Raw genomic sequence first — 16,207 nt, 5'->3', positions numbered from 1 at the left:
TTTTTATGCGCTCTGCTTGAATATTTTGCGGTCCCAAAACGAATTTATCCCCAACTTCCGACCAGCATTCCGTCAAAAGTACAATTATACCCTCAAAATGTCTATTATCTCCTCCCAACTCTAAGCCTAGGCTTTGATCGTCCCCGCTTCGGGAAAGGCGCGGGATCGGACTGTCGGGCCAATGGGCCACGATACTTCGTGACATATTGGGAGGAATAAAATGAAGAATTCGCTTTCTGGGGCGGTCCGCACTTTGCGCCGTCTGACAACCTGCGCGGTCTCTGTGCTGGCCATCACCGCCAGCTCGCACGGCGTTGCCGCGCAAGAGCGTGACAAGGTCACCATCGGCTACGCCATCTCGAAATCCGGCCCCAACGCAGGCGGCGCGGATATGACCGTGACACCCAACTACGAATTGTGGATCGAAGAGGTGAACGCAAAAGGCGGCCTGACACTGCCCGATGGCAGCCAATTGCCCATCGAAGTCGTCGCCTATGACGATCGTTCATCTGCCGAGGAGGTTGTGCGTGCGGTCGAACGTCTGGCCACACAGGATAAGGTCGACATCATCCTGCCGCCTTGGGGCACAGGCTTTAACCTTGCTGTTGCGCCGTTGATGGCCAAGTTCGGCTATCCGCATCTGGCGGGTGCTGCGGTGACGGACAAGGCATCCGACTTCGTCAAACGCTGGGACACAAGCTTCTGGTTCATGGGCGGCAGCGTCGACTATGTTTCCGCCTTCACCGAAGTGCTGGTCGCCGAGCGTGAAGCGGGCCGGATCAACAACAAGATCTCCATGATCTCTGTTGCGGACGGTTTCGGCATTGATCTGGTCAAGGCGGCACGCCCCAGCTTTGAAGCCGCCGGTTTCGACGTCTCCTATGACAAAAGCTTTCCACCGGAGACATCGGACTTTGCGACGATCCTGAACGAGGCAGCGGCATCCGAAGCCGACACATTTGTCGCCTTCACCTACCCACCCCACACTTTTGCCCTGACCAAACAGGCCAAAGTGGCGAACTACAGCCCGCCGGTCTTCTACCTTGGCGTTGGCGCGGCATTCCCCGTCTATCCCAAGATCGCAGGCGGGTCTGTCGAAGGCGTCATGAGCCTTGGCGGTGTTGATCCCAACAACGAGTTGAACAATGCCTACCGTGCCAAGCACGAAGAGGTCATTGGCCGCGGCGCGGATTACTGGGGGTCGGTTCTGATCTACGCATCGCTGCAAATGCTGGAACAGACCATCGAACGGGTCGGCCTTGATAAGGCGGCAATCGCCGAGGAACTCTCCACTGGCACATTCTCGACCGTGCTGGGCGCAGAGACACGTCTGGAAAACAACCAGCTGCGTGCAATCAACTGGGTTGGCCAGTGGCAGGACGGCAAGTTCGTCGCAGTCTCTGCCGAGGGTGGCAACGGCACGGCGCAAGCCAAACTGCCAAAGCCAGGCTGGGAATAATCCCGCAGGCCTGACCCTGTAACCAAAGAGCCGGAGCGCGGCGGGATAGCCCGCCGCCTCTGCTCACTCTGACAACGATCGGACTTTTCCATGCTTGAACACGTCGTCAACGGGCTGGTGCTCGGCGGCACCTATGCGCTTGTCGCGATGGGGCTGACCATCCAGTACGGTATCGCGCGGATCATGAACCTCGGCTTCGGGGATATGATTATCGGTGCCTGCTTTGCCACCTACGTCCTTTTCACCACTTTCGGGATTAACCCGCTGCTGGCCTTGGTGATCCTTGTGCCTGCCGGATATGCGGTCAGCGATCTGATCTATCGGGTGCTGATGAAACCGCTGGTGGCCCGTGCGCCCGATGAAGGCGCGCTCGAGGTGGACAGCATTCTTGTGACCTTTGGCCTGTTGTTCGTGATCCAAGGCGTGCTGCTGGCGATGTTCGGCGGCGGCTATGCCAGCTACAGCTTCCTCAACACCCCCGTTAGCGTGTTCGGCGCGATTGTCTCGGGCAACCGTCTGCTCGCCCTTGTCCTCAGCTTGCTGATCGGCGCGGCGCTGGTGGTGATCCTGTTCCGCACCCGCTGGGGTATGATCCTGCGCGCCGTGGCCCTTGCCCCGAACAGCGCGCCCTTGTTCGGCATCGACACCAACCGCGCGGCACGCACCGCCTTTGCCATCGGCGGCGCAATGGCCGCGACCGGTGGCGTCGTGATTTCGATGTTCCAGACCTTTACCGCCACCGCAGGCGTCGTGTTCACCATGAAGGCGCTGATCGTCGTCATCCTTGGCGGCAAAGGCAGCGTTCCCGGTGCCATCGTGGCGGGCCTGTTGCTTGGCCTCGTCGAGACATTTGTGGCCGCCTATATCGACCCCGGTCTGACGCTGGCATCCGTCTATGCGGTGTTCCTTGTGTTGCTGCTTGTGCGGCCCAACGGCCTGTTCGGAAAGGCGTAACCATGAAAACCATTCCTGCATTTGCACTTGCGGGCGTTGCCCTGCTGGTTCTGGCCCTCGCGCCGTTCATCGTGTCCGACTACTGGACCGGCGTATTGCTGGGCATGACGGGCTATGTCACCCTTGCCACCGCTTGGGCGCTGTTCTCGGGGCCGACGCGCTATGTCTCGCTGGCGACGGTCGCCTTCTTTGGTGTCGGTGCCTACACGGTCGCCGTCCTAAACGAAGTCCTGCCCTACCCGCTGGTCCTGCTGAGCGCTGCCGCCATCGGCGCGGTCATGGCGTTGGTGGTCGGGTTGTCGACGCTGCGCCTTGCCGGTGTGTACTTCGTAATCTTCACCTTTGGGCTGGCCGAACTGGTGCGCCAGACCGTCAGCTGGTGGGAGGTCAACATAACCTACACCATGGGACGCTATGTCTTCCTGCCGTTCGAAGGGCGACACATCTACTGGCAGCTTCTGGCACTGGCGGCAGTCACCTTCCTGATTTCGTGGGCCATCGGACGCTCGCGTTTCGGCCTCGCGCTCAAGGCGCTTGGCGATGACGAAACCGTCGCCGCCCATGCAGGCGTAGATGTGACACGGATCAAGCTGGTGCTGTTTGTTTTATCGTCAACGCTCATCACCCTTGTCGGCGCCATCCAAGCCCCCCGCTGGACCTATATCGAACCGTCGATCGTATTTAACCCGACGGTCAGCTTCATGACCCTGATCATGGCCCTGCTGGGCGGCGCGATGCGCCTTTGGGGTCCGCTGGTCGGTGCAGTGCCACTGTTCCTGTTGTTCGAATGGCTCTCGGTCAGCTTCCCCGACCACTTCTCGATCATCCTAGGCCTGCTGTTCATCGTCATCGTCTTTGTCATGCCGAACGGGGTTCTCGCCAAATTCGAGGACATGCGCAAAGGAGGAGGCCGGACATGAGCAAGCCACTCGACATTACCCACCTGCACAAACGTTTCGGCGGGCTGGTCGCAGTCAAGGACGTGTCCTTCAAACTCGCACCTGGCGAAGTTGTGGGCCTGTTGGGGCCGAACGGATCGGGCAAGACGACCGTGCTGAACATGATCTCGGGCGCGCTGCCCTGCGATGGTGGATCGGTGCGTATCGGTGACACCGACATCACCAAGATGAAACCGCACGAGGTCGCCAAACACGGCGTGGCGCGCACCTTCCAACTGGTGCGCCCCCTACCCACCCTCAGCGTGGCCCAGAACGTGCAGCTTTCGCTCGCCTTCGGCAAAAACAAACACTGGGGCCGCGAAGCACAGGAACTGGCCGAGGAAAAACTGGCCTTTGTCGGCCTTGCGGGGCGCGGCGATGAACAGGTCGGCAACCTGACCTATATCGACCAAAAGCGGATGGAGATGGCGCGCGCCCTCGCCTCGGAACCGGATCTGCTGTTGCTGGATGAATGGCTGGCGGGGCTGAACCCGTCGGAACTGCGCATTGGTATCGACCTTGTGCAGCATTTGCAGGGTCAGGGCATCACCGTGTTGCTGGTGGAACATATCATGGAAGCCGTGCGCGCCCTGTGCTCGCGCTGCATCGTGATGAGCGCGGGCGAAAAGATCGCCGAAGGGCCCTCCGCCGACGTGCTGAAAGACCCCGCAGTGATCAAGGCATATCTGGGAGACGACCATGCTTGAGTTGAAGGATGTGACCGTTCGCTATGGCAAGCACCTTGCGGTGGATGCTGTTAGCCTGCCCGTGGCCAAGGGCGAAATCGTTGTCGTGCTGGGCGCGAACGGCGCGGGCAAGTCGTCCATGCTCAAGGCCATCGCAGGCATGGTACCGACCGCCGAAGGGTCGGTGAACCTGAACAGCGAGTCCCTGACCGGTGTCCCAGCCCATAACGTGACCAATCGCGGCATCGCACTGGTGCCCGAAGGGCGCGGCATCGTTGGCCGCATGACGGTCGAGGAAAACCTGCGCCTTGGCGCAACGCCCCAACGGGCGCGTGCGTCCGAAGAGGAAACTCTGGCGCAGGTGTTCGACATTTTCCCGCGGCTGGAGGAACGGCGCAAACAGTTCGTGCAGACCATGTCGGGCGGCGAACAGCAGATGGTCGCCGTGGGGCGCGCCATGATGTCGAAACCCGAATTCCTGTTGCTGGACGAACCCAGTCTTGGCCTTGCCCCCATCGTCGTGGGCGAGATGTTCAAGGCGCTGGCGCAAGTGCGCGAAACCGGCGTGGGCCTCTTGATCGTCGAGCAGAACGTAAAGATCAGCCTGCGCCATGCGGATCGCGGCTATCTGCTCGAAGCGGGCCGGATCACCGGCTCGGGCACTTCAGAAGAATTGATGAACGACGCGGCTGTCAGACAGGCCTTTCTAGGCGGTGACCTGTAAATGGAGAATAATATGAGCGTTTTGGACCTACTGATCGACGGTGAATCCGTGCAGGCCGAAGGGGGCCGCACCTTTACCCGCAACAACCCGCTGACAGGTGGTGTGGCAACCGAAGCCGCCGCTGCCTCTGTCGCGGATGCAAACCGCGCCGCCGATGCGGCGGCCCGCGCCTTCCCCGAATGGTCCGCCACGGGTCCGGCGGAACGGCGGCGCCTGTTGCTGGCCGCAGCGGATGCGCTTCAGGCGCGCTCGGACCAGATCGCGGCCGCAATGGCCGAGGAACTGGGCGCCACCGCCGCTTGGGCTGGGTTCAACGTGATGTTGGCCGCTGGCATGCTACGCGAGGCTGCTTCCATGACCACCATGATCAAGGGCGAGATCATCCCCTCCAACCGTCCCGGTTCGATGGCGATGGCCGTGCGCCAGCCTGCGGGCGTGGTGCTGGCCATGGCCCCGTGGAACGCGCCCGTCATCCTTGGCGTGCGCTCGATTGCGATGCCGCTGGCCTGCGGCAACACCGTGGTCATGAAATCGTCGGAACTGTCGCCACGCACCCATGCGTTGATTGTCGAGGCAATTCAGGACGCCGGTTTCCCCAAAGGCGTGCTGAACGTCCTGTCCAATGCCCCTGATGACGCAAGCGAGATCGTCGAGACGCTGATCCGTCATTCGGCTGTGCGTCGCATCAACTTCACCGGATCGACCCGCGTGGGCCGTATTATCGCCAAACTCGCAGCCGAGAACCTCAAGCCTGCCTTGCTGGAACTGGGCGGCAAGGCCCCGATGATCGTGCTGGATGACGCCGACCTTGATGCGGCTGTCGCGGCAGCGGCCTTTGGTGCCTACATGAACCAAGGGCAGATCTGCATGTCGACCGAACGCATCGTCGTGGCCGAAAGCATCGCGGACGAATTTGTCGAAAAACTCGCCACTAAGGTGCGCAGCCTCACCGTGGGCGACCCGCGCGAAGGCAACACGTCGTTGGGCTGTGTTGTGGACAAGAATGCCGTGACACGGATCATGGAACTGGTGCGTGACGCCGAAGACAAAGGCGCGAAAATCGTTGCTGGCGGTCACGCCGATGGCGTGCTGATGGAGGCAACGCTGATCGACCACGTCACCCCGTCCATGCGCATCTATGCCGAAGAAAGCTTTGGCCCCACCGCATCTGTCGTGCGGGTGGCCAGCGTGGACGAAGCCGTGCGCGTCGCCAACGATACCGAATACGGTCTGTCAGCCTGTATCTTCGGGCGCGACACCGTGCGCGCGATGAATGTGGCCAAGCGGATCGAAAGCGGCATCTGCCACATCAATGGCCCCACCGTGCATGACGAGGCGCAGATGCCTTTCGGCGGCGTCAAGGATTCCGGCTATGGCCGCTTTGGCGGTCTTGCCGCGATCGAAGAGTTCACAACCCTGCGCTGGATCACCATTCAGGACGGCCAGCCCCACTACCCGATCTAAAGCTAACATGGGAGAGAGTGCGATGTTTGATCTGGAAGGCAAGACCTGCCTTATCACTGGCGGTGCAGGCTCGCTTGGACTGGCTGCCGCGCGCCTGTTGCACAGTCACGGGGCGAAACTGGTCCTTGTCGATCTGGATCTTGCCGCGCTCGACGCCGCCTGTGCCGACGCGTTCGGCGAACAGGCGGCGGACATCCTGTGCGTCGCGGCGGACGTCACCCAAGACGATCAGGTCAGCCGCGCCGTCAAAAGTGCGGTCGACCGTTTCGGTGCGCTGGATGTTGTCATCTCGAACGCGGGCACCTTCGGCACTGTTGCCCCGATCGAAGACTACCCGCTCGAGGTCTTCGACAGCGTTATGGCCGTGCATGTGCGCGGCGCGTTCCTGCTGGCCAAATACGCGGTGCCGCATATGCGTTCGGGCGGCAGCATCGTCATGACCTCAAGCGTGGCAGCAACGCGGGGCGATCCGGGTGTTTATGCCTACATCACCGCCAAACACGCGCTGACAGGATTGATGCGCGTGCTGGCCAAAGATCTCGCCCCGCGCGGCATCCGCGTGAATGCCATCGCTCCGGGGCCGATTTCGAACGGGTTCCAGCAAAATGTCGAAGATGGTCTGGGCGCTGAAATCGGGCGCGACGGCACCGAATTCTTTAACGAGATGATCCCGATGGGCCGTCATGGCACAGCCGAGGAAATCGCGGCCTCCATGCTGTATCTCGCGTCAGCCCAATCGGCGTTTACCACCGGCCATGTCCTGATGGCCGATGGCGGAATGTCCGTGTGATATTAGCGGAAAAGACCCTCGATATAGTCCGCGCCGATGCCGGACTTTTCGTAGTGGTCTTTGCACATCGCAATGTACTGGTGGACGTCGAAATAGCCGTCAGGCTCCCCATCTTCGTCCAGCCAGATCAGCGGACCGGTCACCTTGAAGAACGCCTTCATCGGGTCTTCGTGCTCGTAAGCGACCAGGGTGTGCCCCTCGCCCGGGGTCTCGTAGATAAAGTCACCGGCAGTGGCGATCCAGTCATGTTCCAGATATCCCCACTTGCCCGAGATCGTGTAGGCGAACACCTCGTGCGGGTGGTAATGGCGGTTTACGAGCCCCGGCCCCGTGGCCATCAGGATGTCGCACCACTGGTTCTTGCTGGGCGAAATCCAGAGGGGTTTGGAAAACACCGTGTCGGTGAACGGCACGAAATAGCGCATGTCGTCATCGGCGACATTGGGCAGATAGACCTCGGGTTTGGCATCGGGCTGGAACACTTTGGTGATCGGCTTCAGATCGCGCCAGAACTCTGCGCCTGTGTGCTTGGACTCGTCGTTCAACTCTACACTCCTTTATGTGTCGAAAGTGGTTGGTCAGGGGGTGATCTCTTGGGCCAGCTCGTCGGCGGCAGCCTTCAGCGTCGCCGCGGCGCGGGTGACAAAAGCCGCATCAAAGCGCCCCAATGTGCCAAAGGCCGACAGGGTCATCACCGTGCGTGCGCCCGCCTTGATCGGAACAGAAACCGCGGCGATGTCGGGTTCATTGTCACCACGGTTCAGGGCAACACCTTCGACCGCCAAACTGTCCAGAACGGGCTCAAGCGCGGCAAGACTGTCGGCGGTTTCCCCCTGCGCTTCGGCCCATTGGGCGCGGTCGCGCGCACTCATCGCGGCAAGGAACAGCCGCCCCTGCGCCGTGGCCATCATGGGCAATGTGGTGCCCGTTCTGATCTGGACCGAGATCGGGCGCTGCGACTGCGACACCGCCACACAAAGCGGCCCGCGCGGCGTATAGCGGCAGGCCATCACCGATTCCCCCAGATCCTGCCGCGCACTGTCCAGCACTGCCTGCAAGCTGGGCGGCAAGGGCGCGAGGTCTTCGGCCATGCGTCCCAGACGCGACAACCGTGGCCCCGGCGCATAGACGCCGCGCCGCACCGCCGTCAGCACGCCCGCGATTTCCAGCGTGGTCAGGAACCTGTGCGCGGTGGCTTTGGTCAGGCGCAATTCGGTCGCCACGATGTCTGCGGTCAACTGCGGGCGCGTCGCGTCCAACAGGTCGAGCGCGTCAAACGCCTTCATCACGGAAAGGTTGAGCGCAGTGGCCATGGCGAGATCTCCGGAAAACAGGTCTTGACCAAATTTGCCGATCAATCTCAATATATGCAAACAGAATCTCATTAAGTGCGAAACGATCCGCGACAGAAAGGCCAGCCAGATGAAAGATATGTCCACGATTACCGCCGGTGGTGCGATCTTTGGCAAACTGAAGGCGCTTGGCGTGGACTATATTTTTGCCAATTCCGGCACCGATTTCCCGCCCATCATCGAAGGGCTGGTCGAAGCACGCCGCGCAGGCATCGATCTGCCCACCCCCGTCACTGTGCCCCATGAACATGCCGCCGTGTCGATGGCGCACGGCTACTGGCAGGTTACGGGCCGCCCGCAGGCGGTTCTGCTGCACACCAATGTGGGTCTTGCCAACGGGGCCACGGCGGCGATCAATGCGTGGTGCGATCAGGTGCCGATGATCCTGATGTCTGGCCGCACCCCCGTGACCGAACACAGCCGCTTTGGCGCGCGCACCGTGCCTATCGGCTGGGGGCAAGAGATGTTCGACCAAGAGGCGCTGATCCGCGAAACCACCAAATGGCACTATGAACTGCGCTTTGCCGATCAGATTTCGGAACTGATGGACCGCGCTTGGGCCATCGCGAACTCGACCCCGAAAGGGCCGGTGTACCTGAGCCTGCCCCGCGAGGTGCTGTGCGAACCCTGCCCCCAAGAAGGGCTCGATTCCCCCTCGCGCATCCAACCGGTCATCGCGGCACCCGAACCCGACAGTCTGGCGCGCGCTGCCAAAGCGCTGGCACAGGCCAAGAACCCGTTGATCATTGCGCAACGCGGCACGGGCAGCGACGGGGGTTTTGCCGCGCTGCAAACCCTGTGCGAAACCTACGCCCTGCCGCTGTCGCATTACTGGTCCAATCAGGTGGCGCTGCCGCTGTCCCATCCCTGCCAGATCGGGGCCGATCCCGCCCCGTGGCTGGCCGAGGCGGACGTGGTTCTGATCCTCGACGCGCTCGCGCCATGGTTCCCCGACAAGGTAACGCTGCGCGATGACGTCACGGTGATCCACGCCGGCCCCGATCCGTTGTTCACCCGCACGCCAGTGCGCAACTTTGCCGCCGACATCACCCTTGCAGGGCCAAGCGACGGCATCATTGACGCATTGACCAAGGCCATGGCTCACGTCGACACCAACCAAGATGCGATTTCAGAACGCCACAAGGTTATCGCCGCCGCATCCCGCGACAGTCGCGCCAAGGCCGTGGCAACCGCAGAAGGCGGCGCAGGGTCGCCAATGACCAAGGAATGGGTCAGCCTGTGCCTTGGCCGCGCCATCAAGGCCCAAGCCGAACAGCACAACCGCCGCGCTACCGTGTTCCACGAACTCGGTTGCCCGCTCATGCCGCTCGACCTTGACCAGCGTGACAGCTATTTTCAGGAACCGCATTCCGGTGGCCTCGGCTGGGGTCTTCCGGCTGCCATCGGTGCGCAAATGGCTTGCCCCGACCGTCTGGTTTTTGCAACGATGGGCGACGGAAGCTACATGTTCGCAAACCCGACGGCCTGCCATCTTGTGGCCGAGGCGCATGACGTGCCGGTGATTGTTCTGGTGTTGAATAACGAGGAATGGGGCGCGGTACGCCATTCGGTCGAAGGGCTGTATCCCGAAGGTGCGGCGCGGGCCTCGAACGAGGTGCCACTGACGTCCTTGCGCCCCAGCCCCGACTTTACCCGCACGGCAGATGCAAGCCGCGCGTGGACCCAGACCGTCACCGACGGGGCCGACCTGCCCGCCGCGCTGGATCGCGCCATCGACGTGGCAACCACCGAAAAGCGGCAGGTCTTGCTGAACATCGCAATTGCACGAACCGCGCCGCACTGATCCGGCGCGTCCATAAATCCAAGGGAGGATAGAATGAACATCATGAAAACTCTGGCCACGTCGGCCATCGCCCTCGGGCTGGCGGCAGGTGCCGCCACCGCGCAGGAAATCCAGCTTAAACTGCACCACTTCCTCAGCCCCAAGGCCCCCGCGCACACGCAGATGCTTGAGCCATGGGCGCAGCGCATCGAAGAAGCCTCGGGCGGACGCGTCTCAATCGAGATTTTTCCGGCCATGACCCTTGGCGGCAAGCCACCGCAACTGCCGCGTCAGGCGCGTGATGGTGTTGTGGACCTTGTCTGGATCGTGAACGCCTATGCCGCAGGGGCCTTCCCCCGCACTGAGGTGTTTGAACTTCCCGGCGTCCATCAGGGCGACAACGCCGCCGTCAACAAGGCGATGATGGCGATGTATGACGATTACCTCGCGGATGACTTCCAAGGTGTCGTGCCGATGTTCCAGCACGTCCACCAAGGGCAGGCCATGCACATGGCCAGCGACGAAATCCGCAGCCCCGACGATCTGGCGGGCAAGAAAATCCGCATCCCGTCGCGCACAGGATCTTGGGTTCTCGAAGCGTTGGGTGCCTCGCCGGTACAGACCGCTGTCGGTGAGATTCCGGTGTCTCTGTCCAAAAAGGTGATCGACGGCGCGCTAATCCCGTGGGAAATCATTCCCGCCCTGAAAATCCACGAAGTGACCGAGTACCAGATCGAAGGTCCGGGCGGGAAACGCCTTGGCACGACATCCTTCTCGGTGCTGATGAACGAAGCCAAGTGGGACAGCCTGCCCGAAGACATTCAGGCGATCTTCCGTGAGGTCTCGAACGAGGATTGGCACGCCGAAGTCGGCGCTGTCTGGGCCGGTGCGGACGCACACGGCATCGAAGTGGCCGTGAACGCGGGCAACACCCACATCCAGCTGACCGAGGAAGAATGGGCAGCCTTTGAAGAGCGTACCGCCCCCGTGGTCGAGCGCTGGATCGAGGACATGGACGCCCAAGGCATCGACGGCCGCGCGCTGTATGATCGCGCCGTTGAACTGGTCAACCAGAACATGACCACAAACTGATGTCAGAATATCAAAGCGCGGGGCGGTTTCGTCCCGCGCGTCTTCTCATTGAAATATGGGCGTTGATCGGCGGCGTGGTGCTTTGCGCCGTTGTCGCCGTGAATGCGTGGTCGATCCTTGCCGGATGGGTGATGAACCGCCCCTTTCCCGGCGATTTCGAACTGACCGAGATGGGCACCGCCATCGCAATCTTTGCTTTCCTGCCCTACTGCCAGTTGACCGGGGCCAATGTCTCGGCCGACATTTTCACCATGCGCGCGTCGCCTTGGCAGGTGGCGCTGATGTCTGCTTTGGCCGCTGTGATCGCCTGTGCCTTTGCCGTCGTCCTTGCGTGGCGGATGTGGGCGGGACTGGTGGATTACAGAACCTATACCGAGTTCACCGGCATCCTTGAAATTCCGATCTGGTGGGCCTTTGTGCCCGCGATCATATCCCTGCTGCTGCTTGTGGTGGCCGCCCTTATCACCCTGAGCGAGGCCATCACGGCCCTTGGCACCAACCGGAGGTCCTGACCGTGGACAATCTCATGATCGGCCTCACCGGCCTTGGCGTGCTGGTGGTGCTTATCGGCATCCGCGTGCCGATTGCCTATGCCATGATCCTTGTGGGCGGCGTCGGCACCGCCCTTCTGAACGGCTGGCCCATCGTGCTGAGCCAGTTAAAAGACCTCGCCTATGCCCAGTTCTCGACCTACGACCTGTCGGTGGTGCCGCTGTTCATCCTGATGGGGGCGATCGCGTCGCGCACGGGTCTGTCTGCCGATCTGTTCCGTGCGGCCAATGCATGGCTCGGCTGGATGCGGGGCGGTGTGGCCATGGCGGCCATCGCCGCCTGTGCAGGGTTCGGCGCGGTGTGCGGATCGTCCCTTGCCACCGCATCGACCATGGGGCGCGTCGCCCTGCCCGAGTTGCGCAAATACAAATATTCCAACCGGCTGGCGACCGGCACCATCGCCGCAGGTGGCGTGCTGGGCATCCTGATCCCGCCATCCGTCGTGCTGATCATCTATGCCATCATTGTCGAGGCGAACGTCGTCACGATGTTCATGGCGGCCCTGTTGCCCGGATTGATCGCAGTGCTGTTTTTCATGGTCACGATCTTTGCCTATACCAGCCTTGTGCCCAATGCCGGCCCAGCAGGTGAACGCGCCACGCGCGAAGAACTGATAAGCGCGACGCTGCATATTTTTCCGGTACTCGTCGTCTTTGCCGCCGTGATCGGGGGCCTGTATTTCGGTCTGTTCAACCCGACCCCTGCCGCCGCGGTGGGCGTTGTGATGGTCGCGCTGATCGGCGCGCTGCGCGGCAAGCTGACCCTTTCCGAAACGCGCGACGCCTTGCTGGAAACCGCCAGAACCACGGGCATGATCTTTCTCATCCTGCTGGGGGCGGAACTGCTCAAGATCTTCATGGCGCGGGGTGGTGTGCCACAGGCCATGGCCGAGATGATGGCCGCGTCGGGCCTTGCGCCGATGACGACGCTGGTGATCCTGCTGGTGGCGCTGATCTTGTTGGGCTGTCTGATGGACAGCCTGTCAATGATCCTGCTGGCCATCCCGTTCTTCTGGCCTGTGCTGGTCGAGATCAACGGTGGCGATTGGGTTTCTGCGGCGGACAGCCCGTTCGGCATGACCACCGAAGACCTCAAGATATGGTTCGGCATCCTTGCGCTGATTGTGGTCGAGCTTGGGCTGATCACGCCGCCGGTGGGTATGAATGTGTTCATCATTTCGGCCCAAGCACGGGATGTCCCGATGCGCGACACGTTTCTGGGCGTGCTGCCGTTCTTTGGCGCGGAACTGGTGCGGGTGGTCGTGCTGCTGTCGATCCCCGGTATCGTGTTCTGGCTGCCGCGCCTGTTCGGGTCTTGAACGCGCAATAGCCTGACAATGAACCGGTGGCGGTTCAGTACCGCCACCACACTACCCATCCTTTGAACCGCCAGAATTGGCGCGTGGCCCGACCGCCACGCGCTATATTTATCGTTTCGCCGCAAGCTGCTAGGTTGCAGCGCAAATGCGCATGCCGGAACGCTTTCAAAGGATACCCACATGACCCGTTACAGCCTGCTTATCGCAGCAGCCGTTCTGACCTTGCTGAGCCTGATCGGGCTGATGTGGTCGGGCTGGATGATCCTTTTTACGGTGCTGTTCGCGCTGCTGACGGTTCTGGGCATCTATGACGTGTTCCAACCCAGCCATTCCATCCTGCGCAACTATCCGATCATGGGCCATTTGCGGTTCCTGTTCGAAGGCATCCGCCCCGAAATACGCCAGTATCTGATGGAAAGCGATCAGGACGAAGAACCGTTTTCGCGCGATCAACGCTCGCTCATCTACCAGCGTGCCAAAGGGGTCGAGGACAAGCGCCCCTTTGGCACGCAGCAGCGCGTCTATGATTCCGGCTATGAATGGGTGACGCATTCGGTCGTGCCAAAACACATTACCGATCACAATTTCCGCGTCCGCATCGGCGGGCCCGACTGCAAAAAGCCCTACGACGCATCGATCTACAACATCTCCGCGATGAGCTTCGGCTCCCTCTCGGCCAATGCGATCCTTGCGCTGAACATCGGCGCACAAAAGGGCGGCTTTGCCCATGACACCGGCGAGGGCGGGATCAGCCGCTATCACCGTCAAGGCGGCGGCGACCTGATCTGGGAACTCGGCTCGGGCTATTTCGGATGCCGTACCGAAAGCGGGCGCTTTGACGCGGACAAGTTCGCCAAACTGGCAGCGGACCCGCAGGTCAAGATGATCGAGCTAAAGCTGAGCCAAGGTGCCAAACCCGGCCATGGCGGGGTGCTGCCTGCCTCCAAAATCACGGCCGAGATCGCCGAGGCGCGGGACATCCCCATAGGGCAGGACTGTGTCTCGCCCGCGGCGCATCCCGAATTCTCGACCCCAATCGAAATGATGCAGTTCATTGGCAAATTGCGCGATCATGCCGATGGCAAACCTGTCGGTTTCAAGATGTGCATCGGCCACCGGCGCGAATTCATGTGCATCGTGCGCGCCATGTTGGATACAGGCATCGTGCCAGACTTCATCGTGATCGACGGCAAGGAAGGCGGCACCGGCGCGGCACCGCTGGAATTCGCCAATCACGTCGGCATGCCGCTGGTCGAGGGGCTGACCTTTACACACAACACGCTGCGTGGCGCAGGCCTGCGCGACAAGATCAAGATCGGCGCGTCGGGCAAGATCGTGTCGTCCTTTGACATGGCCAAGATGCTGGCCCTTGGCGCGGACTGGGCCAATTCGGCGCGCGGCTACATGTTTGCCGTCGGCTGCATTCAGGCACAGGCCTGCCACACCAACCACTGCCCCGTGGGCGTCGCGACCCAAGACCCGATGCGCCAGCGCGCCCTTGTCGTGCCCGACAAGTCCGAGCGCGTGTACCGGTTTCACAAGAACACCCTTAAGGCGCTTGCCGAGATGACGGGGGCTGCGGGCCTGACACATCCCAACGATTTTCGCCCCCACCACCTGCTGATGCGCGAAAGCGACCGCGACATGGTGACGGGCCAAGAAGTCTATCCCTACCTGCCCGAAGGGTTTTTACTGCGCAACGAACAGGACGATTACGGCTATTTGATGCGCTGGAACCGATCCAGCGCCGAGAGCTTTGAACCTTTCGACGCGGAGTAAAGTCCGCCCCAAGTTTTTCGCGCCCCGCGCAACAAAACAGTAAACTTGCGCGCCATGTTCGGGCAGGCTGCTTCGTGATCCCGACGAAAGAAGGAGAGCGCGGATGCAGTTTGGCCTGAGCGACGAACAGGAGATGATCGTCTCGACCGTGCGGAGCTTCGTCGAGAACGAAATCTATCCGCACGAGGCCGAGGTCGAGCGCAGCGGACAGGTGCCCCCCGAACTGGGCGAGGCGATCAAATCCAAGGTGATTGATCTGGGCTTTTACGCCTGCAACTTCCCCGAAAGCGTGGGCGGCGCAGGGCTGAGTCATCTGGACTTCACACTGGTCGAACGCGAGTTGGGGCGCGGGTCGATGGCACTGACCCACTTTTTCGGCCGCCCGCAAAATATCCTGATGGCCTGCAACGATGACCAGCGCGAACGTTACCTGTTGCCTGCGGTGCGGGGCGAGCGGATGGACGCGCTGGCCATGACCGAACCGGATGCGGGATCGGATGTGCGCGGCATGAAATGCACCGCCGTGCGCAGCGGCGGCGACTGGGTCGTGAACGGGTCGAAACACTTCATATCCGGGGCGGAGCACGCGGATTTCTTTATCGTGTTCGTGGCCACAGGCGTGGACGAAACCGACAAGGGGCCCAAGAAACGGATCACCACCTTTCTGGTGGATCGCGGCACGCCGGGCTTTGAAGTGCGCGAAGGCTACAGATCCGTCAGCCATCGCGGGTACAAGAATTGCATCCTCGATTTCAACGATTGCCGCCTGTCGGATGCGCAGGTGCTGGGCGAGGTCGATGGCGGTTTTGCGGTGATGAACGAATGGCTTTATGCCACGCGACTGACCGTCGCTGCCTTTTCGGTAGGCCGCGCGCGGCGCTGTTTCGACTTGGCCCTGTCCTATGCCGCCGAGCGCAAACAGTTCGGCCAGCCCATCGGCAAGTTTCAGGGTGTCGGGTTCCAAATCGCCGACATGATCACAGAGATCGACGCGGCCGACTGGCTGACGCTGGCCGCCGCGTGGCGGCTGGATCAGGGCCTGCCCGCCAACCGCGAAATCGCGAGCGCGAAGCTTTATGCGTCGGAAATGCTGGCGCGGGTCACGGATGCGACGCTGCAAATCTATGGCGGGATGGGGTTGATGGACGACTTTCCGATCGAACGGTTCTGGCGCGACGCGCGCGTCGAACGGATCTGGGACGGCACCAGTGAAATCCAGCGCCACATCATCGCGCGCGACTTGCTGCGCCCGTTGGGTGCGTGATGGAAAGGGCTGGATCGAGGGGCGCCGCCCCTCGCGCTCCCCGAGGTATTTC

The 16,207-nt window shown here is 61.6% G+C and carries 15 protein-coding genes; 13 read left to right on the top strand and 2 right to left on the bottom strand.

Features of this window, described 5'->3' with window-relative positions:
* Window positions 1-220: 220 nt before the first annotated feature.
* From AC6GQJ_RS13230 to AC6GQJ_RS13200, 7 genes are all read left to right on the top strand, one after another.
* On the top strand, window positions 221-1,459 hold the full coding sequence (locus AC6GQJ_RS13230; protein WP_500768986.1) for an amino acid ABC transporter substrate-binding protein: 1,239 nt from the start codon (window positions 221-223) through the stop codon (window positions 1,457-1,459).
* A gap of 90 nt (window positions 1,460-1,549) precedes the next feature.
* Window positions 1,550-2,413, top strand: coding sequence for a branched-chain amino acid ABC transporter permease (locus tag AC6GQJ_RS13225; protein ID WP_500768984.1), 864 nt, complete (start codon window positions 1,550-1,552; stop codon window positions 2,411-2,413).
* A gap of 2 nt (window positions 2,414-2,415) precedes the next feature.
* On the top strand, window positions 2,416-3,333 hold the full coding sequence (locus AC6GQJ_RS13220) for a branched-chain amino acid ABC transporter permease (protein WP_500768982.1): 918 nt from the start codon (window positions 2,416-2,418) through the stop codon (window positions 3,331-3,333).
* Window positions 3,330-4,058 carry an ABC transporter ATP-binding protein gene (locus AC6GQJ_RS13215; RefSeq protein ID WP_500768980.1) on the top strand — a complete coding sequence of 243 codons (729 nt, stop codon included), beginning with the start codon at window positions 3,330-3,332 and terminating at the stop codon, window positions 4,056-4,058. Before AC6GQJ_RS13220 ends, AC6GQJ_RS13215 begins: the two co-directional genes overlap by 4 nt.
* Window positions 4,051-4,761: an ABC transporter ATP-binding protein gene (locus tag AC6GQJ_RS13210; RefSeq protein ID WP_500768978.1), complete on the top strand. Its 711-nt coding sequence runs from the start codon at window positions 4,051-4,053 to the stop codon at window positions 4,759-4,761. The genes AC6GQJ_RS13215 and AC6GQJ_RS13210 overlap by 8 nt, the downstream gene beginning before the upstream one ends.
* A 12-nt stretch (window positions 4,762-4,773) precedes the next feature.
* Window positions 4,774-6,225 carry an aldehyde dehydrogenase gene (locus AC6GQJ_RS13205; RefSeq protein ID WP_500768976.1) on the top strand — a complete coding sequence of 484 codons (1,452 nt, stop codon included), beginning with the start codon at window positions 4,774-4,776 and terminating at the stop codon, window positions 6,223-6,225.
* Window positions 6,226-6,247: 22 nt separating this feature from the next.
* Entirely contained in the window at window positions 6,248-7,015 is a 768-nt protein-coding gene (locus AC6GQJ_RS13200) for an SDR family NAD(P)-dependent oxidoreductase (protein ID WP_500768974.1), read from the top strand.
* Window positions 7,016-7,017: 2 nt separating this feature from the next.
* Here AC6GQJ_RS13200 and AC6GQJ_RS13195 read toward each other — a convergent pair whose 3' ends face one another.
* Window positions 7,018-7,560 carry a 2,4'-dihydroxyacetophenone dioxygenase family protein gene (locus AC6GQJ_RS13195; RefSeq protein ID WP_500768972.1) on the bottom strand — a complete coding sequence of 181 codons (543 nt, stop codon included), beginning with the start codon at window positions 7,558-7,560 and terminating at the stop codon, window positions 7,018-7,020.
* A gap of 33 nt (window positions 7,561-7,593) precedes the next feature.
* Window positions 7,594-8,328: an IclR family transcriptional regulator gene (locus AC6GQJ_RS13190; RefSeq protein ID WP_500768970.1), complete on the bottom strand. Its 735-nt coding sequence runs from the start codon at window positions 8,326-8,328 to the stop codon at window positions 7,594-7,596.
* A 109-nt stretch (window positions 8,329-8,437) separates the two neighbouring features.
* Between AC6GQJ_RS13190 and AC6GQJ_RS13185 the strand changes: the two genes are divergently transcribed.
* The 6 genes from AC6GQJ_RS13185 to AC6GQJ_RS13160 all read left to right on the top strand — a co-directional run bounded on the left by AC6GQJ_RS13185 (window position 8,438) and on the right by AC6GQJ_RS13160 (window position 16,155).
* Window positions 8,438-10,171 (top strand): thiamine pyrophosphate-requiring protein, encoded by a 1,734-nt coding sequence (locus tag AC6GQJ_RS13185; RefSeq protein ID WP_500768968.1) that lies wholly within the window; start codon window positions 8,438-8,440, stop codon window positions 10,169-10,171.
* A 33-nt stretch (window positions 10,172-10,204) separates the two neighbouring features.
* Window positions 10,205-11,242, top strand: coding sequence for a TRAP transporter substrate-binding protein (locus tag AC6GQJ_RS13180; protein WP_500768966.1), 1,038 nt, complete (start codon window positions 10,205-10,207; stop codon window positions 11,240-11,242).
* A complete protein-coding gene (locus tag AC6GQJ_RS13175) occupies window positions 11,242-11,754 on the top strand; it encodes a TRAP transporter small permease (protein WP_500768964.1) in 513 nt (170 codons plus the stop codon). The genes AC6GQJ_RS13180 and AC6GQJ_RS13175 overlap by 1 nt, the downstream gene beginning before the upstream one ends.
* Before the next feature lie 2 nt (window positions 11,755-11,756).
* Window positions 11,757-13,112, top strand: coding sequence for a TRAP transporter large permease (locus AC6GQJ_RS13170; RefSeq protein WP_500768962.1), 1,356 nt, complete (start codon window positions 11,757-11,759; stop codon window positions 13,110-13,112).
* Between the two features lie 180 nt (window positions 13,113-13,292).
* Window positions 13,293-14,891 carry an FMN-binding glutamate synthase family protein gene (locus AC6GQJ_RS13165; RefSeq protein WP_500768960.1) on the top strand — a complete coding sequence of 533 codons (1,599 nt, stop codon included), beginning with the start codon at window positions 13,293-13,295 and terminating at the stop codon, window positions 14,889-14,891.
* Between the two features lie 103 nt (window positions 14,892-14,994).
* Window positions 14,995-16,155, top strand: a complete 1,161-nt coding sequence (locus tag AC6GQJ_RS13160; RefSeq protein WP_500768958.1) for an acyl-CoA dehydrogenase family protein — start codon at window positions 14,995-14,997, stop codon at window positions 16,153-16,155.
* Window positions 16,156-16,207 lie beyond the last annotated feature (52 nt).

The organism is Tateyamaria sp. 7Alg 36 (assembly GCF_059882455.1).
This window is presented reverse-complemented; position numbering and strand designations above follow the sequence as displayed.

Coding starts and splice junctions, on each gene's coding strand:
- AC6GQJ_RS13205 (WP_500768976.1), top strand. CDS start 4,774: ATGAGCGTTTTGGACCTACTGATCGACGGTGAATCCGTGCAGGCCGAA.
- AC6GQJ_RS13165 (WP_500768960.1), top strand. CDS start 13,293: ATGACCCGTTACAGCCTGCTTATCGCAGCAGCCGTTCTGACCTTGCTG.
- AC6GQJ_RS13215 (WP_500768980.1), top strand. CDS start 3,330: ATGAGCAAGCCACTCGACATTACCCACCTGCACAAACGTTTCGGCGGG.
- AC6GQJ_RS13185 (WP_500768968.1), top strand. CDS start 8,438: ATGAAAGATATGTCCACGATTACCGCCGGTGGTGCGATCTTTGGCAAA.
- AC6GQJ_RS13220 (WP_500768982.1), top strand. CDS start 2,416: ATGAAAACCATTCCTGCATTTGCACTTGCGGGCGTTGCCCTGCTGGTT.
- AC6GQJ_RS13200 (WP_500768974.1), top strand. CDS start 6,248: ATGTTTGATCTGGAAGGCAAGACCTGCCTTATCACTGGCGGTGCAGGC.
- AC6GQJ_RS13225 (WP_500768984.1), top strand. CDS start 1,550: ATGCTTGAACACGTCGTCAACGGGCTGGTGCTCGGCGGCACCTATGCG.
- AC6GQJ_RS13180 (WP_500768966.1), top strand. CDS start 10,205: ATGAACATCATGAAAACTCTGGCCACGTCGGCCATCGCCCTCGGGCTG.
- AC6GQJ_RS13175 (WP_500768964.1), top strand. CDS start 11,242: ATGTCAGAATATCAAAGCGCGGGGCGGTTTCGTCCCGCGCGTCTTCTC.
- AC6GQJ_RS13190 (WP_500768970.1), bottom strand. CDS start 8,328: ATGGCCACTGCGCTCAACCTTTCCGTGATGAAGGCGTTTGACGCGCTC.
- AC6GQJ_RS13230 (WP_500768986.1), top strand. CDS start 221: ATGAAGAATTCGCTTTCTGGGGCGGTCCGCACTTTGCGCCGTCTGACA.
- AC6GQJ_RS13160 (WP_500768958.1), top strand. CDS start 14,995: ATGCAGTTTGGCCTGAGCGACGAACAGGAGATGATCGTCTCGACCGTG.
- AC6GQJ_RS13210 (WP_500768978.1), top strand. CDS start 4,051: ATGCTTGAGTTGAAGGATGTGACCGTTCGCTATGGCAAGCACCTTGCG.